The 26774-nt window shown below is 64.2% G+C and carries 21 protein-coding genes and 2 tRNA genes; 3 read left to right on the top strand and 20 right to left on the bottom strand.

The window, feature by feature from the left end; genetic code table 11:
• Nucleotides 1–114: 114 nt before the first annotated feature.
• Nucleotides 115–2409 carry a YgiQ family radical SAM protein gene (locus ACFW0B_RS06225; RefSeq protein WP_449147071.1) on the bottom strand — a complete coding sequence of 765 codons (2295 nt, stop codon included), beginning with the start codon at nt 2407–2409 and terminating at the stop codon, nt 115–117.
• 210 nt (nt 2410–2619) lie between these two features.
• On the opposite strand from ACFW0B_RS06225, the gene ACFW0B_RS06220 reads away from it, so the two are divergent.
• Nucleotides 2620–4527, top strand: a complete 1908-nt coding sequence (locus ACFW0B_RS06220; RefSeq protein WP_449147070.1) for a diguanylate cyclase domain-containing protein — start codon at nt 2620–2622, stop codon at nt 4525–4527.
• Nucleotides 4528–4623: 96 nt separating this feature from the next.
• Here the strand turns inward: ACFW0B_RS06220 and alr are convergent, their stop codons facing one another.
• The 8 genes from alr to rnr all read right to left on the bottom strand — a co-directional run bounded on the left by alr (nt 4624) and on the right by rnr (nt 13075).
• Nucleotides 4624–5700 carry an alanine racemase gene (gene alr, locus ACFW0B_RS06215; RefSeq protein WP_449147069.1) on the bottom strand — a complete coding sequence of 359 codons (1077 nt, stop codon included), beginning with the start codon at nt 5698–5700 and terminating at the stop codon, nt 4624–4626.
• 93 nt (nt 5701–5793) lie between these two features.
• On the bottom strand, nt 5794–7188 hold the full coding sequence (gene dnaB / locus ACFW0B_RS06210; protein ID WP_449147068.1) for a replicative DNA helicase: 1395 nt from the start codon (nt 7186–7188) through the stop codon (nt 5794–5796).
• 113 nt (nt 7189–7301) lie between these two features.
• A complete protein-coding gene (gene rplI / locus ACFW0B_RS06205; RefSeq protein WP_449147067.1) occupies nt 7302–7748 on the bottom strand; it encodes a 50S ribosomal protein L9 in 447 nt (148 codons plus the stop codon).
• A gap of 21 nt (nt 7749–7769) precedes the next feature.
• Nucleotides 7770–8663 (bottom strand): YybS family protein, encoded by an 894-nt coding sequence (locus ACFW0B_RS06200; RefSeq protein WP_449147066.1) that lies wholly within the window; start codon nt 8661–8663, stop codon nt 7770–7772.
• Between the two features lie 36 nt (nt 8664–8699).
• The gene (gene rpsR / locus ACFW0B_RS06195; protein ID WP_003452992.1) at nt 8700–8930 is read right to left on the bottom strand and encodes a 30S ribosomal protein S18; all 231 of its coding nucleotides are present in this window, start codon (nt 8928–8930) and stop codon (nt 8700–8702) included.
• A gap of 28 nt (nt 8931–8958) precedes the next feature.
• A complete protein-coding gene (gene rpsF, locus ACFW0B_RS06190; RefSeq protein ID WP_449147065.1) occupies nt 8959–9366 on the bottom strand; it encodes a 30S ribosomal protein S6 in 408 nt (135 codons plus the stop codon).
• A gap of 206 nt (nt 9367–9572) precedes the next feature.
• Nucleotides 9573–10322, bottom strand: a complete 750-nt coding sequence (rlmB, locus tag ACFW0B_RS06185) for a 23S rRNA (guanosine(2251)-2'-O)-methyltransferase RlmB (RefSeq protein WP_449147064.1) — start codon at nt 10320–10322, stop codon at nt 9573–9575.
• Entirely contained in the window at nt 10319–13075 is a 2757-nt protein-coding gene (gene rnr, locus ACFW0B_RS06180) for a ribonuclease R (protein WP_449147063.1), read from the bottom strand. The genes rlmB and rnr overlap by 4 nt, the downstream gene beginning before the upstream one ends.
• A 209-nt stretch (nt 13076–13284) precedes the next feature.
• Between rnr and ACFW0B_RS06175 the strand changes: the two genes are divergently transcribed.
• Nucleotides 13285–13371, top strand: a tRNA-Leu gene (locus ACFW0B_RS06175).
• A 109-nt stretch (nt 13372–13480) separates the two neighbouring features.
• Nucleotides 13481–13567 (top strand) — tRNA-Leu (locus tag ACFW0B_RS06170).
• A gap of 115 nt (nt 13568–13682) precedes the next feature.
• Here ACFW0B_RS06170 and ACFW0B_RS06165 read toward each other — a convergent pair.
• From ACFW0B_RS06165 to ACFW0B_RS06115, 11 genes are all read right to left on the bottom strand, one after another.
• Nucleotides 13683–15617: a methyl-accepting chemotaxis protein gene (locus tag ACFW0B_RS06165; RefSeq protein WP_449147062.1), complete on the bottom strand. Its 1935-nt coding sequence runs from the start codon at nt 15615–15617 to the stop codon at nt 13683–13685.
• A 154-nt stretch (nt 15618–15771) separates the two neighbouring features.
• Nucleotides 15772–17067 carry an adenylosuccinate synthase gene (locus tag ACFW0B_RS06160; protein ID WP_449147061.1) on the bottom strand — a complete coding sequence of 432 codons (1296 nt, stop codon included), beginning with the start codon at nt 17065–17067 and terminating at the stop codon, nt 15772–15774.
• Nucleotides 17068–17170: 103 nt separating this feature from the next.
• The gene (locus tag ACFW0B_RS06155; protein ID WP_449147060.1) at nt 17171–18355 is read right to left on the bottom strand and encodes an ATP phosphoribosyltransferase regulatory subunit; all 1185 of its coding nucleotides are present in this window, start codon (nt 18353–18355) and stop codon (nt 17171–17173) included.
• Between the two features lie 34 nt (nt 18356–18389).
• Nucleotides 18390–18575: a DUF2065 domain-containing protein gene (locus tag ACFW0B_RS06150; RefSeq protein WP_003453007.1), complete on the bottom strand. Its 186-nt coding sequence runs from the start codon at nt 18573–18575 to the stop codon at nt 18390–18392.
• A 107-nt stretch (nt 18576–18682) separates the two neighbouring features.
• On the bottom strand, nt 18683–19552 hold the full coding sequence (gene hflC / locus ACFW0B_RS06145; RefSeq protein ID WP_449147059.1) for a protease modulator HflC: 870 nt from the start codon (nt 19550–19552) through the stop codon (nt 18683–18685).
• On the bottom strand, nt 19552–20721 hold the full coding sequence (gene hflK / locus ACFW0B_RS06140) for an FtsH protease activity modulator HflK (protein WP_449147058.1): 1170 nt from the start codon (nt 20719–20721) through the stop codon (nt 19552–19554). Before hflK ends, hflC begins: the two co-directional genes overlap by 1 nt.
• Before the next feature lie 96 nt (nt 20722–20817).
• On the bottom strand, nt 20818–22119 hold the full coding sequence (gene hflX / locus ACFW0B_RS06135; RefSeq protein WP_449147057.1) for a ribosome rescue GTPase HflX: 1302 nt from the start codon (nt 22117–22119) through the stop codon (nt 20818–20820).
• A 12-nt stretch (nt 22120–22131) separates the two neighbouring features.
• Entirely contained in the window at nt 22132–22386 is a 255-nt protein-coding gene (gene hfq, locus ACFW0B_RS06130; RefSeq protein ID WP_003453015.1) for an RNA chaperone Hfq, read from the bottom strand.
• 102 nt (nt 22387–22488) lie between these two features.
• On the bottom strand, nt 22489–23463 hold the full coding sequence (gene miaA, locus ACFW0B_RS06125) for a tRNA (adenosine(37)-N6)-dimethylallyltransferase MiaA (protein ID WP_449147056.1): 975 nt from the start codon (nt 23461–23463) through the stop codon (nt 22489–22491).
• A 2-nt stretch (nt 23464–23465) separates the two neighbouring features.
• Nucleotides 23466–25343 carry a DNA mismatch repair endonuclease MutL gene (mutL, locus tag ACFW0B_RS06120; protein ID WP_449147055.1) on the bottom strand — a complete coding sequence of 626 codons (1878 nt, stop codon included), beginning with the start codon at nt 25341–25343 and terminating at the stop codon, nt 23466–23468.
• A complete protein-coding gene (locus ACFW0B_RS06115; RefSeq protein WP_449147054.1) occupies nt 25340–26773 on the bottom strand; it encodes an N-acetylmuramoyl-L-alanine amidase in 1434 nt (477 codons plus the stop codon). Before ACFW0B_RS06115 ends, mutL begins: the two co-directional genes overlap by 4 nt.
• Nucleotide 26774: the final 1 nt, after the last annotated feature.

The raw sequence follows: 26774 nt of genomic DNA, 5'->3' as shown, positions 1-26774 counted from the left end.
TTTTTGTTATTGGTACTTTAGTGCCAATAACAAGCCTATTAGGAAGAATCCGACAGACGCCTACCTTGCGATAGCGCAGAAACAAAAACGCCAGCCCGAAGGCTGGCGTTCTCATCAGCGCGGCGCCACTGGCCGTTTGGCCGGTTTTTTCTTGCCGCCGCCCTTGCCGCCGGCGGCCTGGTTTTCCGCCTGCTTGCGGGCGAAAGCCGCGGCCTTGGCCTGTTCGCGCTTGTCCCAGGGCTTGCTGCCGTCGCTGGCGCGGGGCGGCAGGCCGGTGTGCTGGGTGAGCAGCTTGCCGGCGGCGCCGACCTTCTTGCTGCCGGCCGGGGTGGAGTTCTTGCGGCGCGCGCTGCGGTACTCGTCGCTGGCCGGCTGGTAGGCCGGGATCAGCTGATGCTTGCCGTTGCCTATCAGGTCGCCACGGCCCATGCGCTCCAGCGCCTCGCGCAGCATCGGCCAGTTCTTCGGATCGTGATAGCGCAGGAAAGCCTTGTGCAGGCGGCGCTGCTCCTCGCTCTTGACGATCTTCACCCCTTCGCTCTTGTAAGTGACCTTGCGCAGCGGGTTCTTGCCCGAGTGGTACATGGCGGTGGCGCTGGCCATAGGCGACGGGTAGAAGGCCTGCACCTGGTCGGCGCGGAAGCCGTTGCGCTTGAGCCACAGGGCGAGGTTCATCATGTCCTCGTCCGTGGTGCCGGGGTGCGCGGCGATGAAGTACGGGATGAGGTACTGCTCCTTGCCCGCTTCCTTCGAGTACTTCTCGAACATCTGCTTGAAGCGGTCATAGGTGCCGATGCCGGGCTTCATCATCTTGTTCAGCGGCCCGTCCTCGGTGTGCTCCGGGGCGATCTTCAGGTAGCCGCCGACGTGGTGGGTCACCAGTTCCCGGACGTACTCGGGCGATTCCACGGCCAGGTCGTAGCGAAGGCCGGAGGCGATGAGGATCTTCTTCACGCCCGGCAGGTCACGGGCACGACGGTAGAGCTGGATCAGCGCCGAGTGGTCGGTGTTGAGGTTCTCGCAGATGCCCGGCCACACGCAGGACGGCTTGCGGCAGTGCTTCTCGATCTCCGGGCTCTTGCAGGCGATCCGGTACATGTTGGCGGTCGGGCCGCCGAGGTCGGAAATGACGCCGGTGAAGCCGGGAACCTTGTCACGGATTTCCTCGATCTCGCGGATGATCGACTCTTCCGAACGGTTCTGGATGATGCGGCCTTCGTGCTCGGTGATGGAGCAGAACGTACAGCCGCCGAAGCAGCCGCGCATGATGTTCACCGAGAAGCGGATCATCTCGTAGGCTGGGATCTTCTCCTTGCCATAGACCGGATGCGGAACTCGGGCGAAGGGCATGCCGAAGACGTAGTCCATTTCCTCGGTAGTCATCGGGATGGGCGGCGGGTTGAACCACACGTCCACATCGCCATGGCGCTGCACCATCGCACGGGCGTTGCCGGGGTTGGTTTCCAGGTGCAGCACGCGGTTGGCGTGGGCGTAGAGCACCGGGTCGTTGCGTACCTTCTCGAAGGACGGCAGGCGGATCACGGTCTTGTCACGGGTCAGGCGCGGGTTGGGCAGAAGCTGCACCACCCGGGCCTCGTTCGGGTCCTCGATCGGGCCCTTCTCCTGCTCTATGGCGCAGGCCTGGAGATCCTGGGTGTTGACGTAGGGGTTGATGATCTTGTCGATCTTGCCCGGGCGGTCGATGCGGGTGGAGTCGATCTCGAACCAGCCCTCGGGGGTGTCGCGGCGAATGAAGGCGGTGCCGCGCACGTCGGTGATGCTGTCGATGCTTTCACCCCAGGACAGGCGCTGGGCGATCTCGACCACGGCACGCTCGGCGTTGCCGTAGAGGAGGATGTCGGCGGTGGCGTCCATCAGGATGGAGCGGCGCACCTTGTCCTGCCAGTAGTCGTAGTGGGCGATGCGGCGCAGGGAAGCCTCGATGCCGCCCAGCACCACCGGGACGTGGGTGTAGGCTTCCTTGCAACGCTGGCTGTAGACCAGGCTGGCGCGGTCTGGCCGCTTGCCGGCAACGCCGCCGGGGGTATAGGCGTCGTCGGAACGGATCTTCTTGTCCGCGGTGTAGCGGTTGATCATCGAGTCCATGTTGCCCGCGGCCACGCCGAAGAACAGGTTCGGCTCGCCGAGCTTCATGAAGTCGTCTTTCGAGCGCCAGTCCGGCTGGGCGATGATGCCCACGCGAAAGCCCTGGGCTTCCAGCAGGCGACCGATGATGGCCATGCCGAAGGACGGATGGTCGACGTAGGCATCGCCGGTCACGATGATGATGTCGCAGGAGTCCCAGCCGAGCTGATCCATCTCTTCCCGGCTCATCGGCAGGAAGGGTGCGGGACCGAAACACTCGGCCCAGTACTTCGGATAGTCGAACAGCGGCTTCGCAGCTTGCATATTTTTTGACCAGCGGGCTTTCACGAGGGGCGCGGAATATAGCACAAATTTTGAGCAAATCCGACGCTGATACTGGGTTTCTTCAGGGGCTGAATGCAAGGCTGTAGGAAATCGCGTACAAGGTGATCATCAATACTCCGGCTCGCTATACTTCTGCCGACCTACAAACCGCCTGGCGCAGCAGTCAATAACTTACAAGGAGCGTGAGCGGTGCGATGTCCGATCCTTAACCTCTTCCTGCTCTTGTGCTGGTTGGGCCTGAGCGTTCCGGCCCAGGCAGCTTTCGAACTGACGCAGCAGAGCAGCGGCGCGACGCTCAATGGAGCGATCGATCTGCTGGAAGACCCGGACGGCACGCTGGACATCCAGGACATGGCCAGGCCGGATGTGCAACAGCGCTTCACCCCCGCCAACGGCCGCGCCAGCGTCGGCCAGAGCCGCAGCGTGTGGTGGGTACGAGTGCAGCTCAGCCGCAATGGTGACGCCCCGCAGCAGTGGTGGCTGGAGAACTCCGGCATCACCGTCTATCGCGTCAGCCTGTTTCTGCCCGATGGCCAGGGCGGCTGGAGCCGGCGGGAAAGCAGCGAAGCCCTGCCGTTTGCCGAAACCCGCGACTATGCCTACCGGCGCATGCTGTTCAAGCTGCCGGAAATCGGCTCCGAGCCCCTTACCCTGTATTTCCGCAGCTACGACCCGGCGGGCAACTCCTTCCCCCTGAAGGTGTGGCAGCTGGATGACCTGAAGGAGCTGCAGTCCACCGAGAACCTCGGCTTCGGCCTGGTCTACGGGGTGATCCTGGCGCTGTTCCTGTACAACCTGTTCATCCTCATGGCGCTGCGCGACAAGGCCTACCTCTGGTACGTGCTGGCCACTTCCTCGTCGCTGGTGTTCATCCTCAGCATGACCGGGCACGGCTTCCAGTACTTCTGGCCCGATGCACCGGTACCAGTATGGCTGGACCGCATCACCCTGCCCTCGCTCTGGGGCATCTTCGTCATGCGCTTCACCCAGGAGCTGCTCTACACCAGGCGCGGCCTGCGCTGGTCCAATCGCCTGTTCAACGTGGCCTGCGTGCTCTACGCCATCGCCATCCTGATCAATTTCTTCGGCTATCGCGCCGAGGCCGCCATCCTGATCGCTGTCACGCCGATAGCGACCGTGCCCACCGCGCTGATCAGTGCGGTGATTCGCTGGCGCCAGGGCTTCATTCCGGCGCGCTTCTACCTGATCGGCTACGGCACCGTGCTGGTCAGCACGGCGGTGCTGGTGATGCGTGCCGCCGGCCTGATCCAGCCGATCAACTTCACCGCCTACATGTTCCCCATTGCCGTCGCGGCAGAGTCGATCCTGTTCTCCTTCGCCCTCGCCTACCGCATCCAGATGCTCAAGCAGGAACGCGCCGCCGCCCTGGTGCAGGCCGACCGCGAGAAGGCCGCCCGCCTGGCGCAGATGCAGGCCAGCGCCGATGAACTGCAGGCCGCTGTCGTCGCCCGGACCGCCGAACTGGCCGCGGCCAACCAGCGCCTCTGCCAGCGCGAACGGGAGCTGGAGCACGCGGCCTTCCACGATGCACTGACCGAACTGCCGAACCGCCGCTATCTGATCGAACGCACCGAATCGGCGCTGGCCAATGCCAAGCGACACGAGGAACCCCTGGCGCTGCTGCTGATCGACCTCGATCACTTCAAGCCGATCAACGACCGCTTCGGCCATGATGCTGGCGACGAGCTGCTGCGCGCCATTGGCCGGCGCCTGCGCCAGCACGTACGTGGCGGCGATGCGGTAGCGCGCCTGGGCGGTGACGAATTCGCCGTGCTGATCAGTGGCACGGACGCCAAGGCCGAGGCATGCGACCTGGCCCGGCGCCTGCTGGAGGAACTGTCGGCGCCGGTGTGCTACGGCGCGGAGCAGCTGAAAGTCAGCATCAGCATCGGCATCGCCCTGTTCCCGCAACACGCGCGGCACTTCTCCGGGCTCTACCAGACCGCCGACCAGGCCCTGTACAAGGTCAAGGCCCGTGGCCGCTCGGGCATGGCCCTGTTCGGCGAGGACGGCGAGCTGTCGGAAGAGGCCAGCCTGCAGCTGGATGTGCTGAAGATCCGCAGCGGATTGCTATAAGAGGCCGCATTGCGGCCTTTCTTCCTTCGCGGACACCTGGCTGGCCACAGGCAGGATCATTCGCGCGCACGGCGCCCCGCCCTCCGGGCCCGGGACTCAGGCCAGATAGCGCCGCGGCACCCGCGCAGTGACCTTGGTCAGCAGCTCGTAGCCGATGGTGCCGCAGGCCTGGGCCAGCTCATCCACCGGCAGCCGGGCACCCCAAAGTTCCACCGGGTCGCCGACCCGGGCGTCCGGCAAGTCACTCAGGTCCACCGCGAGCATGTCCATGGATACCCGTCCTGCCAGCGGCACGCGCTGGCCGTTGACCAGCACCGGAGTGCCGCTGGGCGCGTGTCGCGGATAACCGTCGGCGTAGCCGCAGCTCACAGTCCCGATACGCGATGGCCGGCTGGCTTCCCAGGTCGCGCCATAGCCAACGCTTTCACCTGCCGCGATCTCGCGTACGGCAATCAGCTGGGCGCTGAGGGTCATGGCCGGCTTCAGGCCCAGTTCGGCGGCGCCGAGATCGGCAAACGGCGTGGCGCCGTAAAGCATGATGCCGGGACGCAGCCAGTCCATATGGGAGGCGGGCATGGTCAGGATGGCGGCGGAGTTCGCCAGGCTGCGCTGGTCGAAGTCGAGGTCCAGCAGGTCGAGGAAGGCTTCCAGTTGCACCTCGTTCAGCGTGTGGCCACGTACGTCGGCGCAGGCGAAATGGCTGATCAGGTTGAGTTCGGCAACCTGGGCCGCGCCACGCAGGCGGCCGTGCCAGTGACGCAGCGCCTCGGGGGAGAACCCCAGACGATGCATGCCGGAGTCCAGCTTGAGCCAGAGATTCAGCGGGCGCGCCAGGGGCGTGGCGAGCAGTGCCTCGGCCTGCTCCACGCCCTGCACCACCAGATCCAGGCCGAGCTGGGCGGCCAGTTGGTATTCGGCCGGTTCGAAGCAGCCCTCCAGCAGCAGCACCCGCGCTTCATCATCGAGGGCGCGCACTTCGGCGGCCTCTTCCAGGCAGGCCACGGCAAAGCCGTCGGCCTCGCCACGCAGGCTGGCGACCACCTCGCGCACGCCGTGGCCATAGGCGTTCGCCTTGACCACCGCAAAGGCCTTCCGGCCCGGCGCGCAGCGCTTGGCGATGGCGTAGTTGTGACGGATGGCGGAAAGGTCGATGGCAGCGATCAGCGGGCGCATTGAGACGGGCTCATGAACGAAAACGGGCGCCCATCATACCGCCTGGTCGCCCGTGTTCATTGATCCAGCGCTGCTCGGTGCGCCGGATACCCGTTACTCGTCTTCGAAGTTGTAAGCGCCCGGTGCCAGGTTTTCGAAGCGCGAATACTTGCCGAGGAAGGCCAGGCGCACGGTGCCGATGGGGCCGTTACGCTGCTTGCCAATGATGATTTCGGCAACGCCCTTGTACTCGGTCTCGGGGTGATACACCTCGTCGCGGTACACGAACATGATGATGTCGGCGTCCTGCTCGATCGCTCCGGATTCGCGAAGGTCCGAGTTCACCGGACGCTTGTTGGGACGCTGTTCCAGCGAGCGGTTGAGCTGGGACAGGGCGATCACCGGGCAGTTGAATTCCTTGGCCAGGGCCTTGAGCGAGCGGGAGATCTCGGAGATCTCGTTCACCCGGCTGTCGCCGCTGGAGCCCGGAATCTGCATGAGCTGCAGGTAGTCGACCATGATCAGGCCGATCTCGCCGTGCTCGCGCGCCAGGCGGCGGGTACGGGCGCGCATCTCGGACGGGGAGATGCCGGCGGTGTCGTCGATGAACAGCTTGCGGTCATTGAGCAGGTTGACCGCGGAGGTCAGTCGCGGCCAGTCGTCGTCGTCCAGGCGACCGGCACGGACCTTGGTCTGGTCGATGCGGCCGAGGGACGCGAGCATACGAATCACGATGGATTCGGAGGGCATCTCCAGGGAATACACCAGGATCGCCTTGTCGCTGCGCATCAGGGCATTTTCGACCAGGTTCATCGCGAAGGTGGTCTTACCCATGGACGGGCGGCCGGCGACGATGATCAGGTCGGCCGGTTGCAGGCCGCTGGTCTGGGTGTCCAGGTCGTTGAAGCCGGTGGACAGGCCGGTGATGGCATCGCCGTTGTTGAACAGCTCGTCGATGCGGTCGATGGCCTTGACCAGGATGTCGTTGATGCCCACCGGGCCACCGGTCTTCGGTCGTGCTTCGGCGATCTGGAAGATCAGGCGCTCGGCTTCGTCGAGGATCTCTTCGCCGGTCCGGCCCTGGGGCGAGTAGGCGCTGTCGGCGATCTCGTTGCTGATGCCGATCAGCTGGCGCAGGGTGGCGCGCTCGCGAATGATCTGCGCGTAGGCCTTGATGTTGGCCACCGACGGCGTGTTCTTCGCCAGTTCGCCGAGGTAGGCCAGGCCGCCCACCTGGGACAGCTGCCCTTCCTTGTCCAGTTGCTCGGACAGGGTCACCACGTCGAACGGCGAGTTGCGCTCGGCCAGTTTGTAGATGGCGCGGAAGATCAGCCGATGGTCGTGTCGATAGAAGTCGCCGTCGGATACCTGGTCAAGCACGCGCTCCCAGGCATTGTTGTCCAGCATCAGGCCCCCGAGGACGGCTTGCTCGGCCTCGATGGAGTGAGGCGGTACCTTGAGGGCGGCGGTCTGCAGGTCGAACTGTTCCGGGACGGTGATCTCGTTCATAGGCTCGGAAAATTCTTGGGCTGGAAAGACATCGGGCACGTCATCGCATGTGCAATGACGTGCCCGATGTTAGCGAGCCGGCACCTGAGTGCAAGCTCACTTCGACGGCTTGCTTAGCCGGCTACCACGATCAGCTTGACCGCAGCTTCGACGTCGGTGTGCAGGTGCAGCGCAACGTCGTACTCGCCAACTTGACGGATGGTGCCGTTGGGCAGGCGGACTTCAGCCTTGGCAACCGGAACGCCAGCGGCGGTCAGGGCGTCAGCGATGTCGTGAGTGCCGATGGAACCGAACAGCTTGCCTTCGTCGCCGGCGCTGGCAGTGATGGTCACTTCCAGTTCGGACAGCTGGGCAGCGCGGGCTTCGGCGGCGGCTTTCTTGTCGGCAGCCTGCTTTTCCAGCTCAGCGCGGCGGGCTTCGAACGCAGCAACGTTCTCGGCGGTAGCAGCGGTGGCCTTGCCTTGCGGCAGCAGGTAGTTACGACCGTAGCCGGACTTTACATTCACCTTGTCGCCCAGGTTGCCCAGGTTGGCGATTTTTTCGAGCAGGATGACTTCCATTTGAGTCTTACCTCTTAACTTTTAACCTTCACCGTTCGCAGGGCCGGCGCCGTTCTTGCGCGCCTTGCGTCCGCGAAAATCAATCAGACTGTCGACGATGGCCAGAACCACCAGCAACGGATAGATCAGTTGCATGAACAGCAGCAGCGACACGTACAAACCCACCAGCCAGAAACCGGCCAGCCCACCCTGCTTCGCCAGACCGTGCACCAGGGCCAGGCCGGCGAATGCCAGCGGCACGCTGCAGATCGGCGTCAGCATCGCCAGCTCCAGGCCCAGGTTAGGACCCAGCAGCATGGCGGCCAGCAGGCCGAAGGCCAGTGCCGGCGGCAGCCTCAGCGCACGAAACTCGTTGCCGAAACCACCTGGGTTGTACAGGGCTGCCTGCCAGTAGCGGCCGAGCATCAGGCTCAGCACGCTGACCAGTTGCAGCAGCGACGCGATCAGGCCGGTCAGGACCGGCGCGACCATGGCTCCCAGACGCGCTCGCTCGTCATCCGCCAATTGCGAATAGACGTTACCCATCACCTGCGGCATGAGCTTCTGCAGCTCGACCGCCATGGCGGCTATGGGCTCGCGGAACACCGCGCCCAGCACCAGGCCGTACAACAGACCAAGCGCCACGCTGATCATCAGCACCCGCGTCCAGGACACGCTGGAACGCAGTACCAGGGCCAACCCCAGCGCGCCGAGCAGCACCATCAAGGTGCGCGGCTCGCCGAAGTACCACCAGCCAAGAGCCGGCAGCAGTGCCCAGGCAATGATGCCGAGAGCATCGTTCACACCACGCCGCAGCAGCACCAGGCTGCCCGCGGCTGCGCTCAGCCAGAACATCAGGGGCAGGGCCGCTGCACCGACTACCACGAGGGTGGCCTGCATACGACCGCGCATGATGAACTCAGCCAGAGCGCGCATTGCGATCTATCCCTTACCTAGGTCGACCGACCGAGATCAACGGCCGTGGCTGTCGGTGTAGGGCAGCAGGGCCAGGTAGCGGGCGCGCTTGATAGCGGTGGCCAGCTGACGCTGATACTTGGCTTTGGTGCCGGTGATACGGCTCGGAACGATCTTGCCAGTTTCGGAGATGTAGGCCTTCAGGGTGTTGAGATCCTTGAAGTCGATCTCTTTCACGCCTTCAGCGGTGAAACGGCAGAACTTACGACGACGGAAGAAACGTGCCATGAACTTGGCTCCTCAATAGATCCGTGGATTACTCGTCAGCGTTGTCGCTGTCTTCGCCTTCGGCGGCAGCGTCAGTCTCAACGCGCTCACGGCGCTCGCGGCGCTCGTTGCGGTTTTCCTCGGCCTTGAGCATCTCGGACTGGCCGGTGATGGCTTCGTCGCGACGGATGACCAGGTTACGGATAACGGCGTCGTTGTAGCGGAAGTTGTCTTCCAGCTCGGCCAGGGCCTTGCCGCTGCACTCAACGTTCATCATCACATAGTGAGCTTTGTGAACATTGTTGATGGCGTAGGCCAGCTGACGACGGCCCCAGTCTTCCAGGCGGTGAACCTTGCCACCGTCTTCTTCGATGAGCTTGGTGTAGCGCTCAACCATGCCGCCAACCTGCTCGCTCTGGTCCGGGTGAACCAGGAAGATGATTTCGTAATGACGCATAAATGCTCCTTACGGGTTGTAGCCTGCCAACATCGTGGTCAGGCAAGGAGTGAATATCTCGTTTTGGCTTGCCGGGCCGGGGACGTGCGCGAGCCTGCCCCCACGGCAAGGGGCGACATTCTAGAGAAGGGCTGAATGCCGCGCAAGGTAAATTGGCGAAACTTTGAACAGCCCCGAACGGCAGCGAAGCCATCCGGGGCAGGCCGTCACTGGGGACGGCTGCGGCGCTGGCGAACCGCCTCGAACAGGCAGACGCCGGTGGCCACGGAGACGTTCAGGCTGCTCACGCTGCCGGCCATGGGCAGCTTGACCAGGTAATCGCAATGTTCGCGGGTCAGGCGGCGCATGCCCTTGCCTTCCGCCCCCATGACCAGCACGGTCGGCCCGGTCATGTCCTGCTCGTAGACCTCCTGCTCCGCCTCGCCGGCGGTTCCGACCACCCAGAGGCCCTTCTTCTGCAGTTTTTCGAGGGTGCGCGAGAGGTTGGTCACCGCCACCAGCGGCATGACCTCCGCCGCGCCGCAAGCCACCTTGCGCACGGTGGCGTTGAGGGTGGCGGACTTGTCCTTGGGCACGATCACCGCCAGTACGCCAGCGGCGTCGGCGGTGCGCAGGCAGGCGCCCAGATTGTGCGGATCGGTGACGCCGTCCAGCGCGAGCAGCAAGGGCGCACCGGGGGTGCGCTCAAGCAGTTCGTCGAGCATGTTCTCGCCCCAGACCTGGCTGGGGCTGACCTCGGCCACCACGCCCTGATGGACGCCTTCGGCCCATTCGTCCAGCTCGTGGCGATCCTTTTGGCCCACCTCGATGCGGTGCTGCCCGGCCAGGTCGAGGAGGACCTGGACCCGCGGATCATGCCGGCCTTCCGCCAGCCAGAGTTGCTTGACACGTTTGGGGTGATGACGCAGGAGCGCCTCCACGGCATGTACGCCGTAGACCTTTTCCAACTGACTCATTTCTTGACCTTGCTACCGGGCGCCTTGGGTTTCGGCGGCCCTTTACGGTGTTTCGTGGGTTTGCTGGCGACCTTGGCCTTCGCCGCCTTGGCTTTCTTCTTCGGCGGCTTGGCGGTGGCCCCGGCGGCGGAGTCCCTAGCGGGCTTGTCCAGGGCGTTCTGTGCCGGACGCTTGCCCTTGCTGGACTTGGCGCCCTGACGCGCTTCGTTGAGCAGGGCCTGTTTCACCGCACGGCTCTTGTTCACATCGGTATTGCCGAGCATCTCCTCGGCCTGGGCGAGCATTTCCGGTGGCACGGCAGGCAACGCCTGGACCTTGCCGGCGCGCTGCCGACGCGGCGCCACGGCCGCCTTCGGCTCCTGCTGGAGGGTGGACGTACCCTGCTGGGCGTGGCGGGCCGCCCCCTTGGCCCCCCGACTGCGACCCTTGCCGGCCTTGGGCCCGGCAGCCTTGGTCTTGCCTTTGCCGGGAAGAGGTTTGTCGGCGCCGCGATTCTTGCGGCCTACCGGTGCGGTAAGGACGTTCTCGGAAAGTTCGAAATCGATCTTGCGTTCGTCCAGATCGACCCGCGCCACCACTACTTCCACCTCGTCGCCCAGGCGGAAGCTGAGGCCGCTGCGCTCGCCGGACAGGCGATGGTGGATCGGATCGAAGTGGTAGTAGTCACCCGGCAGCGCCGTCACGTGCACCAGGCCTTCGACATAGATGTCGATCAGTTCGACGAAGATGCCGAAGCCGGTCACGGCCGAGATCACACCGGGGAAAGTTTCGCCCACGCGGTCGCGCATGTACTCGCACTTCAGCCAGTTGGTGACGTCGCGGGTCGCCTCGTCGGCGCGCCGCTCGGTCATCGAGCACTGCTCGCCGAGCTGGAACAGGCGCGCCTCGTCGTAGGGATAGATGCGCGCCTTGGGCATGCTCGCCGCACCGGCGCGCCGCACATGGGCACTCTCGCGTTTGGAGCGGATCAGGCTGCGGATGGCTCGATGCACCAGCAGGTCCGGATAACGCCGGATCGGCGAGGTGAAGTGGGTGTAGGCGTCGTAGTTGAGGCCGAAGTGCCCCTCATTGTCCGGGCTGTATACCGCCTGGCTGAGGGAGCGCAGCATGACTGTCTGGATCAGGTGGAAGTCCGGGCGCTCGCGAATCTTCTCCAGCAGGGCCTGGTAGTCGCTCGGCGTCGGCTCGTTCTTGCCTCGATTGAGCGACAACCCCAGTTCGGCGAGGAATTGCCGCAGCTTGTCCAGGCGCTCGCTCGGCGGACCTTCGTGAATACGGTAGAGCGCCGGGATTTCGTGCTGCTGCAGGAAGCGCGCGGTGGCCACGTTGGCGCACAGCATGCATTCCTCGATCAGCTTGTGGGCATCGTTGCGCTGGGTCGGCAGGATCTCGGAGATCTTGCGATCGGCGCTGAAGACAATGCGGGTTTCCTGGGTCTCGAAGTCGATGGCCCCACGCACCTGGCGTTGCGCCAGCAGCACCTTGTAGAGCTTGTAGAGCTGCTGCAGGGGTTTGACCAGGTGTGGCAGCTGCTCGGCGAACTGCCTGGCTTCGGCCGATTCCGGCGTTTCCAGGAACTGGCTGACTTTGGTGTAGGTGAGCCGCGCGTGGGAATGGATGACCGCCTCGTAGAACTCGTAGCCGGTCAGCTTGCCGGCGCGGGAGATGGTCATGTCGCAGACCATCGCCAGGCGATCCACCAAGGGGTTCAGGGAACAGAGCCCATTGGACAGCGCCTCCGGCAGCATCGGGATGACCTTCTCCGGAAAGTACACCGAGTTGCCGCGATTGCTCGCTTCCTCATCCAGCGCCGACCCCACCTTTACATAGTGGGAGACGTCGGCGATGGCGACGATCAGGCGCCAGCCGCCACCCTTGCGGGCCTCGGCGTACACGGCGTCGTCGAAGTCGCGGGCGTCCTCGCCGTCGATGGTGACCAGGGGCAGGTCGCGCAGGTCGATGCGCTTTTCCTTGTCCTTCTCGGCCACTTCGGCCTTGAGCCTGGCCGCCTCCTTGATCACGGCGGCGGGCCACTCGTGGGGAATGTCATAGCTGCGCAGGGCGACTTCGATCTCCATGCCCGGCGCCATGTAGTCGCCCAGCACTTCCACCACTTCGCCCTGGGCCAGGCGGAAGTTGCTCGGCCACTGCTCGATCTTCACCTGGACGAACTGACCATGCCTGGCAGCGCCCTGCTTGCCGCTGGGCACCAGCACTTCCTGCTGGATCTTCGGATTGTCGGCCACCACCCGGGCAATGCCGCTTTCTTCGAAGAAGCGGCCGACCAGGGTTTCGTGGGCCCGTTCGATGATCTCCACCAGGGCACCCTCGCGGCGGCCACGGCGGTCGACACCAGCGACGCGGGCCAGGGCGCGGTCGCCATCGAACACCAGGCGCATCTGCGCAGGGCTGAGGAAGAGGTCTTCGGAACCGTCGTCGGGAATGAGGAAGCCGAAACCGTCGCGGTGACCGCTGACGCGTCCGCAGATGAGGTCGAGTTTGTCCACGGGTGCGTAGGTACCGCGGCGGGTATAGATGAGCTGACCATCGCGCTCCATGGCGCGGAGCCGGCGGCGCAGTGCCTCCAGTTGCTCATCGGTGGTCAGACCGAATTCTTCCACCAGCTGTTCACGGCTGGCCGGGGCGCCGCGCTCATCGAGGCGCTGCAGGATCAACTCGCGGCTGGGGATGGGGTTTTCGTATTTTTCCGCCTCGCGTGCGGCCTCGGGGTCGAGGTTCTGCCAATCGGCCATCAAGGGGTGATCACCTTTTTATCCATAGAGGGATTTGCCATGGTTCTTATTGAAGCGCGAATTCCGATTCTCGGTCAGCTTAGTCAGAAGAATAATTTTTTTCGCGTTCAGGGGTTTACAACACAAAAGTCGGCTCGTATAGTTCGCGCCCACAGCGTCGCTGAGACGTTGTGAAGGAAGCAGATGAGCAGTCATCCGCATCCGGAAGTGCCCAGGTGGCGGAATTGGTAGACGCACTAGGTTCAGGTCCTAGCGGTGGCAACACCGTGGAAGTTCGAGTCTTCTCCTGGGCACCACTTCTTTGAAATCGAGCAGCAAAGCTCGGTTTCTCGTTTAACGGATCGTACGGTTCCGTGTCGTTCAACGATGAATACCGTATAAGTCGATGAGCGATCATCGCAATGTGCCCAGGTGGCGGAATTGGTAGACGCACTAGGTTCAGGTCCTAGCGGTGGCAACACCGTGGAAGTTCGAGTCTTCTCCTGGGCACCACTCTTCAACAAAGCCGAGCTCTGCTCGGCTTTGTGCTTTCTGGCTTCCGGACATTCCGTAACGATCGCCAGATCAGGGGCCAGGCCTGCGCCCGCCCCCTCTCCCGCATTCCCCTTTATGCCTTGAACTGCCCCAGGCTGGCTTTGAGCTGATCGGCCAGGCCGGCCAGCACGCGCCCGCTGCTGGCGGTCGCCGCCACAGCTTCAGCCGCCAGGCGGGCTTCGGCGTGGATCACATCCACCCGGCCACGCACGCCATCGGCGTCCGCCGCCTGGTGTTCCGCCGCGCGGGCCGCCGCCTGCACCGCGCCATGCACCTGCTCCACCGCCTGCTGCACGCTTTGCTGCAAGCGCTCACTGTCGCGTAGTGCTTCCAGACCTTCTACCGCCCGCTCGCGAGCCTGGGAAATAGCCGAAACCGCTTCACGCGCCCCGGTCTGCAACGCAGCGATATGCTCCTGGATATCGCCGGTGGACTGCTGGGTCTTGCTGGCCAGCGCCCGCACTTCGTCGGCAACCACGGCGAAACCGCGACCGCTCTCCCCTGCCCTCGCCGCCTCGATGGCCGCGTTCAGCGCCAGCAGGTTGGTCTGCTCGGCAATGCCATGGATCACCGACAGCACCATCTCGATCTGCTCGCTCTGGCGCGCCAGCCGCTCGATCACTTCGGAACCGTTCTGCACCCGCGCTTCCAGATCCTCGATCAGGCCACCCACCTTGCGTGCGATGGCCGCGTTGTCCTGGGCGGCCTGGCGGATCTCGCCCACCTGGCGCAGGGCGTCCTGCATGGCCTGGCTCTCGGACTGGGCTTCGGCCACCATGCCCGCCAGTGCGCTGAGACTGCCTTCCACCTCACTGCGCTGGCGATGGGCGGCCGATTCGGCAGACTGACTGCGCTCGGACAGCGCCTCGATCTCCAGCCCGGTGCGTTGCGCCACATCACCCGCCTCGCGGACGATGGGCTGCAGCTTGTCGACGAAGCGGTTCACCGCAGTGGCCATTTCCCCGACCTCGTCACGACTGTCGATCCGCACCCTGCGCGTCAGATCGCCCTCACCGGCCACCAGATCGTTCAGCGCCTCGATCAGCAGGCGCAGGCGAACCACCACCCGGCGCCCCAGCACTACAGCCAGCACCAGCAGAACGCCGAGCCCAACCAGCACCAATCCCAGGCCGATGCGCCAGCGCAACTCGGCAGCCGCCGACTCGACAGCCTGGCGAGTGCCAGCGCTCATGCTTGCGGCCGTCTCGCGAGCCGATTGCAGGCGCGCGGTCAGCGCAGCACTGCTCTCACTGGCGGCACCGGCAAGGCTTTCGCCGACCAGCTCGCCACCACTGGCGATCAGGGCGGAGAAGCGCTGGTCCAGCGCCTTGAGCTCCTCTTCCACGGCCGCGGTGGAAACCCCCATTCGCACCTTGCCGATCTCCACGCCATTGGGGCTGATGGAGGCCTCCACCAGATAGACGGATGGATCGCTGGCGGCCGCATTCAGCACCTTGTCCAGCGCGCGCTCGCCCTGCCCCTTGGCCAGCAACGCCTTGATCAGTGGGTTCTCGCGATTGAGATAGCGGGTCAGATGCTGCCCGTTGGCATCGTCATAGATGACGAAAAGCACATTGGGATTGCGCTGGGCGCGGCGGGCGAATTCGGACAGCGTGGGCACATCGTTGTCCCACATCGCCCGGGGCGCTACGGCGGCGAGCAATTGGGCAAGGTCGTTGGCAGACTCCTTGAGACTCTGCTCGAGCGTCTGGCGCAGCTGCCCCTGCTCCTGCTGGAGACGCGCACTGAGGGCCGCCCCCAGGCGCTCGCGGGTCTTGCCGGAAAGCGCACTGAGACTGCCGGACACTTCCTGCCCGGCCTGTTCGAGATCACCCGCCAGAAGCTGGGTATCACCACCCAGACGAACGCCCAGCTCATCCACCAGGGAATTCACGGTGCTCCGCGTCAGGGCAACGGCCACCAGCACCTGCACCAGCAACGCAACCCCAAGGGCAATGAATACCGGACGCAACAAACGGCTTTGCAACAAAGACAGGATGACTGACACGACTGAGGCTCCTTAACGACCGTTACCGCTATAACGGCGATAACCCGGATTTATAAAGTGCCAGCAAAGTGCGTGCCGATCAGCAGCGCGACATTTGCAGCCGCCGAAACGACGAAGGGCCGCACTGGGCGGCCCTTCTGGGGAGTCGGAAGACTCAGGCGTAGGGGTGACGCAGGATGATCGTCTCGTTACGGTCGGGACCGGTGGAGATGATATCGATGGGCGCACCTACCAGCTCTTCCACGCGCTTGATGTAGGCGCGGGCGTTCGCCGGCAGTTCTTCCAGGCTCTTGGCGCCGATGGTGGATTCGCTCCAGCCCGGCATTTCCTCGTAGACCGGCTGCAGGCCGATGTAGCTGTCGGCATCGGTCGGCGCATCTTCCAGCAGCTCGCCATTGGCACCCTTGTAGCCGGTGCAGATGCGGATGGTTTCCAGGCCATCGAGCACGTCCAGCTTGGTCAGGCACAGGCCGGAGATGCTGTTGATCTCGATGGCGCGACGCAGGATCACGGCGTCGAACCAGCCGCAGCGACGGGCGCGACCGGTGGTCGAACCGAACTCGTGGCCACGCTTGGCCAGGAAGGCACCGGTGTCATCGAACAGCTCGGTCGGGAACGGGCCGGAACCCACGCGAGTGGTGTAGGCCTTGGTGATACCGAGGATGTAGTCGAGGTACAGCGGGCCGAAACCGGAGCCGGTGGCGGTGCCGCCAGCGGTGGTGTTGGAGCTGGTGACGTACGGGTAGGTGCCGTGGTCGATGTCCAGCAGCGAGCCTTGCGCGCCTTCGAACATGATGTAGGCGCCCTGCTTGCGCAGCTGGTGCAGGCGGGCGGCGACGTCGGTCATCATCGGCTTGAGCAGTTCGGCGTAGCCCAAGGCTTCGTCGAGGGTCTTCTGGAAGTCGACCGCCGGCTCCTTGTAATAGTGCTGCAGGACGAAGTTGTGGTAGTCCAGCAGCTCGCCCAGCTTGGCGGCAAAGCGCTCGCGGTGGAACAGGTCACCGATGCGCAGGCCGCGACGGGCGACCTTGTCTTCGTAGGCAGGGCCGATGCCGCGGCCGGTGGTGCCGATCTTGGCGTCGCCACGGGCCTTTTCACGCGCCTGGTCCAGGGCTACGTGGTACGGCAGGATCAGGGTGCAAGCCGGGCTGATGCGCAGGCGCTCGCGCACCGGTACACCCTTCTCTTCCAGCTTGGTGATTTCGCGCATCAGCGCATCGGGCGCCACTACCACGCCGTTGCCGATCAGGCACTCGACATTCTCGCGCAGGATGCCGGACGGGATCAGGTGCAGCACGGTCTTCTCGCCATCGATCACCAGGGTGTGACCGGCGTTGTGGCCGCCCTGGTAACGCACGACGGCGGCAGCCTGGTCGGTCAGCAGATCGACGATCTTGCCCTTACCCTCATCACCCCACTGGGTGCCCAGGACTACGACATTCTTACCCATAACACTTGTCCTCTTCGCAGAAGCTCGATGCCGGCAGCCGCCGGCGGAAAACACACAAACTCGTTAGTGGCCGGCAGTCTTGCACCAGCCATGAAGCCACTTACTAGGAAAGCACCGCCACTTGCCAGCGCCCGTCACGCAAGAGCAGCTGGCGATCGCAACCGGCTTCCGCCGCGCTTGCAACTTCCTGCCCCGGCAGGGCCTGCACCACACGCTGCCCTTCGGCACGCAGGCGCTTGACCTCGTACCACAGGTACGGGTCGTGGCTATCCGGCGCCCAAATGCCGGGAACCGGCTGCTCCAGCACCATGCTGCCCAGGGTCACCAGGGTCTTCAGGTCGGTGGAGAAGCCCGTAGCCGGACGAGCACGACCGAAATAGGCGCCGATGTCGTCATAGCGACCGCCCTGGGCGATGGACTGCCCAACGCCCGGAACGAAGGCGGCGAAGACCACCCCGGTGTGATAGTGATAGCCACGCAGTTCGCCCAGGTCGAAGTAGAGCGGGAGTTCGGGATAGCGCAGCTCCAGGGCGTCGGCAATGGCGATCAGCTCGTCCAGCGCGCGATGCACATCTTCCGGCGCATCCATCAGCACGCCTTGGGCAAGATCCAGCACTTCGCGGCCACCACAGAGCTCGACCAGAGCGCGGAGCATGGACGCCAGTTCGTGCGGCAGGTCTGCAGTCAGTTCAGCAACTTCGTCCACTGCCTTGCGCTGCAGGGCATCGAACAGGCTGCGCTCGGTTTCACCGGAAAGACCGGCAGCCCGAGCCAGGCCACGGTAGATGCCGACGTGGCCGAGATCCATGTGCACGTCCGGCACGGCGGCCAGTTCGAGCATCTCGAGCATCAGGCTGATGACCTCGACGTCGCTCGCCGGACTGGCATCGCCGTAAAGCTCGGCGCCCAGCTGGATCGGGCTGCGCGAGGTGGACAGCGCCCGCGGCTTGGCGTGCAGCACGCTGCCCGCGTAGCACAGGCGGTTCGGACCTTCACGGCGCAAGGTATGGGCGTCGATGCGCGCCACTTGCGGGGTGATGTCGGCGCGGAACCCCATCAGGTGGCCCGACTGCGGGTCGGTCACCTTGAAGGTGCGCAGGTCGAGATCCTGGCCGGCACCAGTCAGCAGGGACTCGAGATATTCGATATGCGGAGTGACCACGAAGTCGTAGCCCCAACGCTGGAACAGGTCCAGCACCTGGCGGCGGGCTGCCTCGATGCGTGCCGCCTCGGGCGGCAGTACTTCTTCGATACCGTCTGGCAGCAGCCAGCGATCTACCGTTGCCATTTCGCCAATCCCCTCTCAGCCGGGCGGCAAGCCATCAGTGAAGCAGATAAAGGAGGCCAGTCCCCAGCAACATGCTGGACAGGCCCATCAGGCGGAGATGGCGGTCCTTGAACTCCGCCAACCCAAGCACCGCGGCGCGCCAACGGCGCGGATAGAGGAAGGGCAGGATGCCTTCCAGCACCAGCATCAGACAAAAGGCAATGCCGAGTTCCTGCCACATGATTCCCGCGGACGCAAAAAAGCCGGGATTTCCCGGCTGACCCATGATAACACGTTTTCCCTGACGGTCACCCCGGCGGACGATGAGCGTCCACCGGGGGCCTTGCGTCAGCGTGCAGCCTTGTCCAGATAGCGGAAAAACTCGCTATTGGGATCCAGCACCATCACATCGCCCTTGTTGGCAAAGCTTTCGCGATAGGCCTGGAGGCTGCGGTGGAAGGAGTAGAACTCCTGATCCTGACCGTACGCCTTGGCATAGATTGCAGCGGCCTTGGCATCGCCATCACCGCGAGTTTCCTCGGCTTCGCGATAGGCCTCGGCCAGCAGTACGCGGCGCTGACGATCGGCGTCGGCACGAATGCCTTCAGCCAGCTCCGAACCCTTGGCGCGGTGCTCGCGGGCTTCGCGCTCACGCTCGGTGCTCATCCGCTCGAACACGCTGCGGTTCACTTCCTTGGGCAGGTCGATGGCCTTCACCCGCACGTCCACGACCTCGATGCCCAGCTCCTTGCTGGCCATGCGGTTGAGGGAAGCGGTGATGTCCGCCATCAGCGCATCGCGCTCACCGGAAACCACTTCGTGCAGGGTGCGCTTGCCGAACTGGTCGCGCAGGCCGGCTTCGAGACGACGGGACAGACGCTCGTCGGCAATCTGCTTCATGCCGGAAGTCGCGGTATAGAAACGCTCGGCATCAGCCACGCGCCACTTGGCGTAGGCATCCACCATCACCGCTTTCTTCTCCAGGGTCAGGAAGCGCTGGGTCGGCGAATCCAGGGTCAGCAGACGCGCGTCGAACTTGCGCACCTGGTTGACGTACGGAATCTTGAAGTGCAGGCCGGGCTGGACGTCAGCCTCGACGATCCGGCCGAACTGCAGGAGTACTGCTTTCTCGGTCTGCGACACGATGTACAGGCTGCTCCACAGGAGCAGGGCCACCACCACGCCGCCGATCAGGGCAAACAGCGATTTATTGCTCATCAGCGACTCTCCCTGGAACGCAGATTGCGCTGCTGCAAGTCAGTGGCGACGCGCGACCCGAGGTCACTGCCGCTTGCGGCGGCCGATCCTGCCGGCGCTACCGGCGCCTGACTGGTGCCACGGTTATCGATCATCTTGTCCAGCGGCAGGTAGAGCAGGTTGCTCTGGCCGTCCTTGCCGGAAACCAGCACCTTGCTGGTGTTGGCCAGCACTTCCTGCATGGTTTCGAGGTACAGACGCTGGCGAGTGACTTCCGGCGCTTTGTGATACTCGACCAGCAGCTTGCTGAAGCGATCGGCCTCACCCTCGGCACGGGCGATCACTTCATCGCGGTAGCCGTTGGCGTCCTCGATGATGCGCTGCGCCTGGCCACGGGCTTCGGGTACCACGGCGTTGGCGTAGGCTTCGGCCTGGTTCTTCGCGCGCTGTTCGTCTTCACGGGCACGGATCACGTCGTCGAAGGCTTCCTGCACTTCACGCGGGGCTGCCGCGCTCTGCACGTTGACCTGGGTGACGGTGATACCGGTGCGGTAGGTGTCGAGGAAGCGCTGCAGACGCTCCTTGATCTCGCTGGCCATCAGCTCGCGGCCCTCAGTCAGGACCTGGTCCATCTCGGTGGAGCCGACCACGTGGCGCAGGGCGCTCTCGGTGGCGTGCTGCAGGCTTACTTCAGGTTGGTCGACGTTCAGCACGAAGTCCTGAAGGTTGCTGATCTTGTACTGGACCGTGAGCGGCACTTCGACGATGTTCTCGTCCTCGGTGAGCATCTGTCCCTGCTTGCTGTAGGCTCGCTCGCGGGTGACGTTCTCCTGGAACTTGCGATCGATCGGCGGGAAATAGATGTTCAGGCCGGGACCGACAGTCTCGTAGTACTTGCCGAAGCGCAGCACCACGGCCTGCTCCTGCTCGTCCACCACATAGACCGCGCTGTACAGCCAGACCACGGCAAGCAGGGCCAGGCCGATGCCGAGCAGGCCGAAGCCACCCGATCTGCCGCCGCCATCATCGCCGCCGCCACGTTTCTTGCCGCTGCCGAACAATCCGTTCAGGCTGTCCTGCAGCTTGCGGAAGGCTTCGTCCAGGTCCGGTGGCCCTTTGCGGTCGCCACCACGGCGTCCACCCCAGGGATCCTGGTTATTCGAGTTGCCACCCGGCTCGTTCCAAGCCATAGCGCTCTCCATACTGATAAAGCAAAGACGCGCCCACGGCGCGCCCGCCCATGCTACCCAAGCCCGCAGCCCGCCGCAAAATCACCTGAACGGGCTTTATTGCAAAGTGTGTTGCTCTAGAAACTCGCTCGGCTGCCAGCCTTCGCGACTGACCAATCGATTCAACTCGACACGCGGCAGGCGTACGGCGAGGAGAATCTCACCGGCCTCGTTGTGATCCTCGGTCTGCACCGCGCCAAGGGCGAAGAACTGGGCCCGCAACCGGCCGAAACGCTGCGGCAGGCGCAAGGTACCCACGAACAGATCCTCGCCCAACAACTCGGCTATCGCCTGCTCCAGCAACTCCAGGCCGCTGCCATCACGTGCAGACAGCCACACGCGCTCAGGCTTGCCGTCGCCATCGCGCTGGATATGCGGCTCGACGCTTTCCAGCAGGTCGACCTTGTTGTAGACCTCCAGCATAGGCAGGCCTTCAGCGCCGATCTCGCCCAACACCGCCAGCACCTGCTCGATCTGTGCCATGCGCTCCGGCTCATGGGCGTCGATCACATGCAGCAGCAGGTCCGCGCTGGCAGATTCTTCAAGGGTAGCCCGGAAGGCTTCCACCAGCTTGTGCGGCAGGTGACGAATGAAGCCTACGGTGTCGGCCAGCACGATCGGACCCAGGTCATCCAGCTCGAGCCGGCGCAGGGTCGGATCGAGGGTCGCGAACAATTGATCAGCCGCGTAGACCTCCGACGTGGTCAGGGCATTGAACAAGGTGGATTTGCCGGCGTTGGTATAGCCGACCAGGGAAACAGCGGGGATATCCGCACGCTTGCGGCCACGACGGGCCTGCTCGCGCTGGCTGCGCACCTTCTCGAGACGTTGCTTGATCTGGCGAATGCGGATTCGCAGCAAGCGACGGTCGGTTTCCAGCTGGGTCTCACCCGGGCCCCGCAGGCCGATACCACCTTTCTGACGCTCAAGGTGGGTCCAGCCGCGCACCAGGCGCGTGCTCATGTGATTGAGCTGGGCCAGTTCGACTTGCAGCTTGCCCTCATGGGTACGAGCGCGCTGGGCGAAGATGTCGAGAATCAGACCGGTACGGTCAAGCACCCGGCACTCGAAGGCGCGCTCGAGGTTGCGCTCCTGGCTGGGCGTGAGGGTGTGATTGAAGATGACCAGCTCAGCCTTTTCGGCCTTCACCAGGTCATGCAATTCATCGACCTTGCCGCTGCCGATCAGATACTTGGCCGTTGGCTGGTGACGGGAAACGGAGACGAATGCCACCGTATCCGCACCGGCCGAACGTGCAAGCTCCAGGAATTCCTGCGGGTCTTCGCGCGCCTCGGGATCTTGGCCTTCCAGATGAACCAGGATGGCCCGTTCACCACCACCAGGGCGTTCGAAAAACAAAGCAGTCTCCTATCAGGCGTTACCCGGCTCAGGCTGCTCCTGCTCGGAGGCGCTGGGCAGGCGTACCGGACGACTCGGCACAACAGTGGAAATCGCGTGTTTGTAGACCATCTGGCTGACAGTGTTCTTCAGCAGAATCACGAACTGGTCGAAGGATTCGATCTGGCCCTGCAGCTTGATGCCGTTTACCAGATAGATGGAAACCGGTACGCGTTCCTTACGCAGGGTATTGAGGTAAGGGTCTTGTAGCGAATGCCCTTTTGACATGTGCCGCTCTCCTTTAGGGATCAATCGTTTTAGTTTTCAAATGACAAGAAAGATGACTGGTATCCGCCCTACCCCCAAGGATAGACGGTAACAGGTGAGGCCTCAGCTCAATATGGAGACCGACCTCAGGTATTTCAAGGTACGCGGCAGATTGTCGCAAGCCAGGCTGTCCAACCAGTACAGATCGGACCAACTACGCAACCAGGTGAACTGTCGCTTGGCGAGCTGGCGAGTGGCGATGATGCCTCGCTCTTCCAGCCCGTCCCGGGTCAGCACGCCATCCAGGTAATCCCAGGCCTGGCGATAACCAACCGCCCTTATAGACGGCAGTCCCGCGTGCAAGTCACTTCTGCGTCGCAGCGCTTCGACCTCTTCGATGAAGCCCTGTTCCAGCATCAAGCGAAAACGTTGCGCAATTCTTTCGTGCAATACCTGGCGTTGCGCCGGCGCAATGGCCAAGTGCGCGACAGTATAAGGCAAATGCGCCGTTCCTGGCGTATTCCCGGCCGTATTTTGCGCAGCCTGGCGCTGTCGATGGGCGGTCATGGTGAGCCCGCTGACCTTGTACACCTCGAGCGCGCGGACCAGCCGCTGGGGATCGTTGGGATGGATGCGCGCGGCGGACTCCGGATCGACCGCCGCCAGCTCCCGATGCAGGGCGCCCCAGCCTTCACGGGCGGCGCGGGCTTCCAGTTCGGCGCGAACTTCAGGGTCGGCGCTGGGCATGTCCGCCAACCCCTCCAGCAACGCCTTGTAATACAACATGGTGCCGCCCACCAGCAGCGGAATTCGACCCCGGGAGGTGATTTCCGCCATGGCGGCCAGGGCGTCCGCGCGAAATTCCGCGGCGGAGTAGCTTTCGGCCGGGTCTCGGATATCGATCAGTCGATGGGGAAATTCGGCCAGGGTGGCCTTGTCCGGCTTGGCGGTGCCAATGTCCATGCCGCGGTAGATCAATGCCGAATCGACACTGATCAACTCACACGGCAGCACCCGCGCCAGCTCCAGGGCCAGGTCAGTCTTGCCGGCGGCCGTGGGACCCATGAGGAAAATCGCCGGCGGCAGCCGTTCAGTCATGATCAGCGACCGCGCAGGAACAGCTTGTCCAGGTCATCCATTCCCAGCTGCGTCCAGGTCGGACGCCCATGGTTGCACTGGCCGCTGCGTTCGGTGTGTTCCATATCCCGCAGCAGGGCGTTCATTTCCGGCTGGGTCAGACGGCGATTGGCGCGCACGGCGCCATGGCAGGCCATGGTGCCCAACAACTCGTTCAAGTGCGCCTGGATGCGGTCACTGGTGCCGTATTCCAGCAGATCGGACAGGACGTCGCGCACCAATTGCGAGGCTTCGGCCTGCTTCAACAGGGCCGGGATTTGACGAATAGCCAGGGTTTCCGGGCCAAGGCGCTGCAATTCGAAGCCCAGACGGCGAAACCATTCGCCGTGTTCCTCGGCGCAATCGGCTTCACGCTGGCTGACCGCAATGGATTCCGGCACCAGCAACGGTTGCCCCTTGAGCCCTTCACTGGCCATCGCGACTTTCAGCCGTTCATAGGTGATGCGCTCATGGGCCGCGTGCATATCCACCAGCACCAGCCCCTGGGCATTCTCCGCGAGGATGTAGATGCCCTTGAGCTGGGCCAGGGCGTAGCCCAGCGGCGGCACATCGCCCTGGGATTCCGGCAGCACGACAGGCGCGGAGGCGGCGGGCAGCGGCGCAAAGTACTCGCGATAGACACCCTGGGCCTCGGCGATTGGTACGACAGGCTGCGGACGCGGCGCCTGGTAACCTCCTGCCGGCGGGCGCCAGGTTGGCTCGGCAGCAGGCTGCTCCAGCACATTGGCCGCAAGGCTCATCTCGCCCTGGGGGCCGAACTCGCCAGCGGCAAGTCCGCTCGGACGCACGACGGCTTCGGTGGCGGCCGGCGCGGCCAGCTGGTCCTCGGGACGCACCTCGCCCAGGGCGCGGTGCAGGGTGCCATAGAGGAAGTCGTGGACCATGCGACTGTCACGGAAGCGCACCTCGTGCTTGGTCGGGTGCACGTTGACGTCGACGACCGCAGGATCGACCTCGAAGAACAACACGAAGGTCGGGTGCCGGCCGTTGTACAGCACGTCGCGATAGGCCTGGCGCACCGCGTGGGCGACCAGCTTGTCGCGCACCATACGCCCGTTCACGTAGAAATACTGCAGGTCCGCCTGGCTGCGGGAGAAGGTCGGCAGGCCGACCCAGCCCCAGAGATGCAGGCCGTTGCGCTCCACCTCGATGGGCAGCGCCTGCTCCAGGAACGCCGGTCCGCAGACCGTGGCGACGCGGCGGGCGCGGGAAATGGCGTCACGCGCCTCATGAAGGGCGAAGATGGTCTTGCCGTTGTGGCGCAGGTGAAACGCCACATCGAAACGGGCCAGAGCCAGGCGCTTGATGACTTCCTGCAGGTGGTCGAATTCGGTCTTCTCCGCCCGCAGGAACTTGCGGCGCGCCGGTGTATTGAAGAACAGGTCACGCACTTCCACCGAAGTACCAACGGGATGGGCTGCAGGCTGAACCCGCGCCTCCATGTCACGGCCTTCGGTTTCCACCTGCCAGGCCTGGTCCGCGTCGGCGGTGCGCGAGGTCAGGGTCAGACGCGCGACGGAGCTGATAGAGGCCAGCGCTTCGCCACGGAAACCCAGGCTCATCACTCGTTCGAGGTCCTCCAGGTCGCGAATCTTGCTGGTAGCGTGGCGCGCCAGGGCCAGCGGCAGATCGTCGGGCGGAATACCGCCACCATCGTCGCGCACCCGCAGCAGCTTGATTCCGCCCTGCTCCACTTCGACGTCGATGCGCCGGGCACCGGCATCCAGGCTGTTTTCCAGCAGTTCCTTGATGACCGAGGCGGGACGCTCGACCACCTCGCCGGCGGCGATCTGGTTCGCCAGCCGCGGACTCAGCAGCTGGATTCGCGGCAGGTTGCTCATGGCTGGGCCGCCAGGGTCGCGGCGGGGATGCTGAGGGTCTGGCCGACCTTGATGTTGTCACTGGACAGCGAATTGGCCTTGCGCAGGGCGGCCAGGCTCACCTCGTAGCGCTGGGCGATCAGCGCCAGGCTCTCGCCGGAGGTCACGACATGCTCGCGCGGGCCAATGGCGATCTTGCCCTGGTCGCGCAGCCAGGCGATGTAGGTTCCAGGCGGTGGGTTCTGCTGGAAGAACTGCTTGACGCCGGTCTTGATCGAACGCGCAAGTACCTGCTGATGACTGGGCGAGGCGAGCTTCTGCGATTCGTTGTGGTTGGAGATGAAGCCGGTCTCCACCAGGATCGAGGGGATGTCCGGCGACTTCAGCACCATGAAGCCGGCCTGCTCCACCCGGCGCTTGTGCAACGGGGTGACCTGACCGACGTTGGACAGCACCTTCTGGCCGACATTGAGGCTGGAGGACATGGTCGCGGTCATCGACAGGTCCAGCAATACACCAGCCAGCATGCGGTCCTTGTCGTCGAGGCTGACGCTGCCCACGCCACCGATCAGGTCGGAGCGGTTTTCGTTGTCGGCCAGCCAGCGCGCGGTTTCCGAGGTGGCGCCGCGATCGGACAGGGCGAATACCGAGGCGCCGAACGCACTGCGGCTGGGCGCGGCATCGGCGTGAATGGAAACGAACAGGTCGGCGCCCTTCTTGCGGGCGATTTCGGTGCGCTTGCGCAACGGGATGAAGTAGTCGCCGGTACGCACCAGTTCACCACGAAAGCCCTTTTCCTGGTTGATCTGGCGCTGCAGTTCCTTGGCGATGGCCAGGGTCACGTTCTTCTCGTGCTGGCCCTTGGGCCCGAGGGCACCCGGGTCTTCACCGCCGTGGCCGGCGTCGATGGCGACCACGATGTCGCGCTTGCCGCCCGGCACCGGCGGCAGCTTGCTAACCGGCTGGGTCGGCGTCACCGGCGGTTGCGGCGTGCTCGGCGCGGTGGCCACCCGCGGCGCACTGGCTTCGCTGGCAGCCACTTCCGGGTCGAACAGGTCCACCACCAAACGGTTGCCGTACTGCTGGTTGGGCGCCAGGGAAAAGCTCTTCGGCGTCACGGCGGATGACAGGTCGATCACCACGCGCAAGTCGGTAGGAGTGCGCTGGGCGGAGCGGACGTTGGTGATCGGAGTATTGCTGAGGGACAGCTGCTCCAGCCTGGTAGCCAGCTGGGCGCCGTTGATATCGATGACGATGCGATCGGGCGCAGTCAGGGTGAAGACGGAATGCTGAACGGGCCCGGACAGGTCGAAAACCAGGCGAGTATTATCCGGCGCGCGCCACAATCGCACCCCGCGAACCTCCGCGGCAGCCAGGACATCAGCGGCGAACGCCGCAAGCAGAACCCCAATCCCGGCAAACAGTGCGCGCGAGCGCATACCCCACCCCATA

Origin of the sequence: Metapseudomonas phytobenefica (assembly GCF_043392685.1) — a bacterium.
GTDB lineage: Bacteria > Pseudomonadota > Gammaproteobacteria > Pseudomonadales > Pseudomonadaceae > Metapseudomonas.
This window is presented reverse-complemented; position numbering and strand designations above follow the sequence as displayed.

Coding starts and splice junctions, on each gene's coding strand:
- ACFW0B_RS06225 (WP_449147071.1), bottom strand. CDS start 2,409: ATGCAAGCTGCGAAGCCGCTGTTCGACTATCCGAAGTACTGGGCCGAG.
- alr (WP_449147069.1), bottom strand. CDS start 5,700: ATGCGCCCGCTGATCGCTGCCATCGACCTTTCCGCCATCCGTCACAAC.
- dnaB (WP_449147068.1), bottom strand. CDS start 7,188: ATGAACGAGATCACCGTCCCGGAACAGTTCGACCTGCAGACCGCCGCC.
- rplI (WP_449147067.1), bottom strand. CDS start 7,748: ATGGAAGTCATCCTGCTCGAAAAAATCGCCAACCTGGGCAACCTGGGC.
- ACFW0B_RS06200 (WP_449147066.1), bottom strand. CDS start 8,663: ATGCGCGCTCTGGCTGAGTTCATCATGCGCGGTCGTATGCAGGCCACC.
- rpsR (WP_003452992.1), bottom strand. CDS start 8,930: ATGGCACGTTTCTTCCGTCGTCGTAAGTTCTGCCGTTTCACCGCTGAA.
- rpsF (WP_449147065.1), bottom strand. CDS start 9,366: ATGCGTCATTACGAAATCATCTTCCTGGTTCACCCGGACCAGAGCGAG.
- rlmB (WP_449147064.1), bottom strand. CDS start 10,322: ATGAGTCAGTTGGAAAAGGTCTACGGCGTACATGCCGTGGAGGCGCTC.
- rnr (WP_449147063.1), bottom strand. CDS start 13,075: ATGGCCGATTGGCAGAACCTCGACCCCGAGGCCGCACGCGAGGCGGAA.
- ACFW0B_RS06160 (WP_449147061.1), bottom strand. CDS start 17,067: ATGGGTAAGAATGTCGTAGTCCTGGGCACCCAGTGGGGTGATGAGGGT.
- ACFW0B_RS06155 (WP_449147060.1), bottom strand. CDS start 18,355: ATGGCAACGGTAGATCGCTGGCTGCTGCCAGACGGTATCGAAGAAGTA.
- ACFW0B_RS06150 (WP_003453007.1), bottom strand. CDS start 18,575: ATGTGGCAGGAACTCGGCATTGCCTTTTGTCTGATGCTGGTGCTGGAA.
- hflC (WP_449147059.1), bottom strand. CDS start 19,552: ATGAGCAATAAATCGCTGTTTGCCCTGATCGGCGGCGTGGTGGTGGCC.
- hflK (WP_449147058.1), bottom strand. CDS start 20,721: ATGGCTTGGAACGAGCCGGGTGGCAACTCGAATAACCAGGATCCCTGG.
- hfq (WP_003453015.1), bottom strand. CDS start 22,386: ATGTCAAAAGGGCATTCGCTACAAGACCCTTACCTCAATACCCTGCGT.
- miaA (WP_449147056.1), bottom strand. CDS start 23,463: ATGACTGAACGGCTGCCGCCGGCGATTTTCCTCATGGGTCCCACGGCC.
- mutL (WP_449147055.1), bottom strand. CDS start 25,343: ATGAGCAACCTGCCGCGAATCCAGCTGCTGAGTCCGCGGCTGGCGAAC.
- ACFW0B_RS06115 (WP_449147054.1), bottom strand. CDS start 26,773: ATGGGGTGGGGTATGCGCTCGCGCGCACTGTTTGCCGGGATTGGGGTT.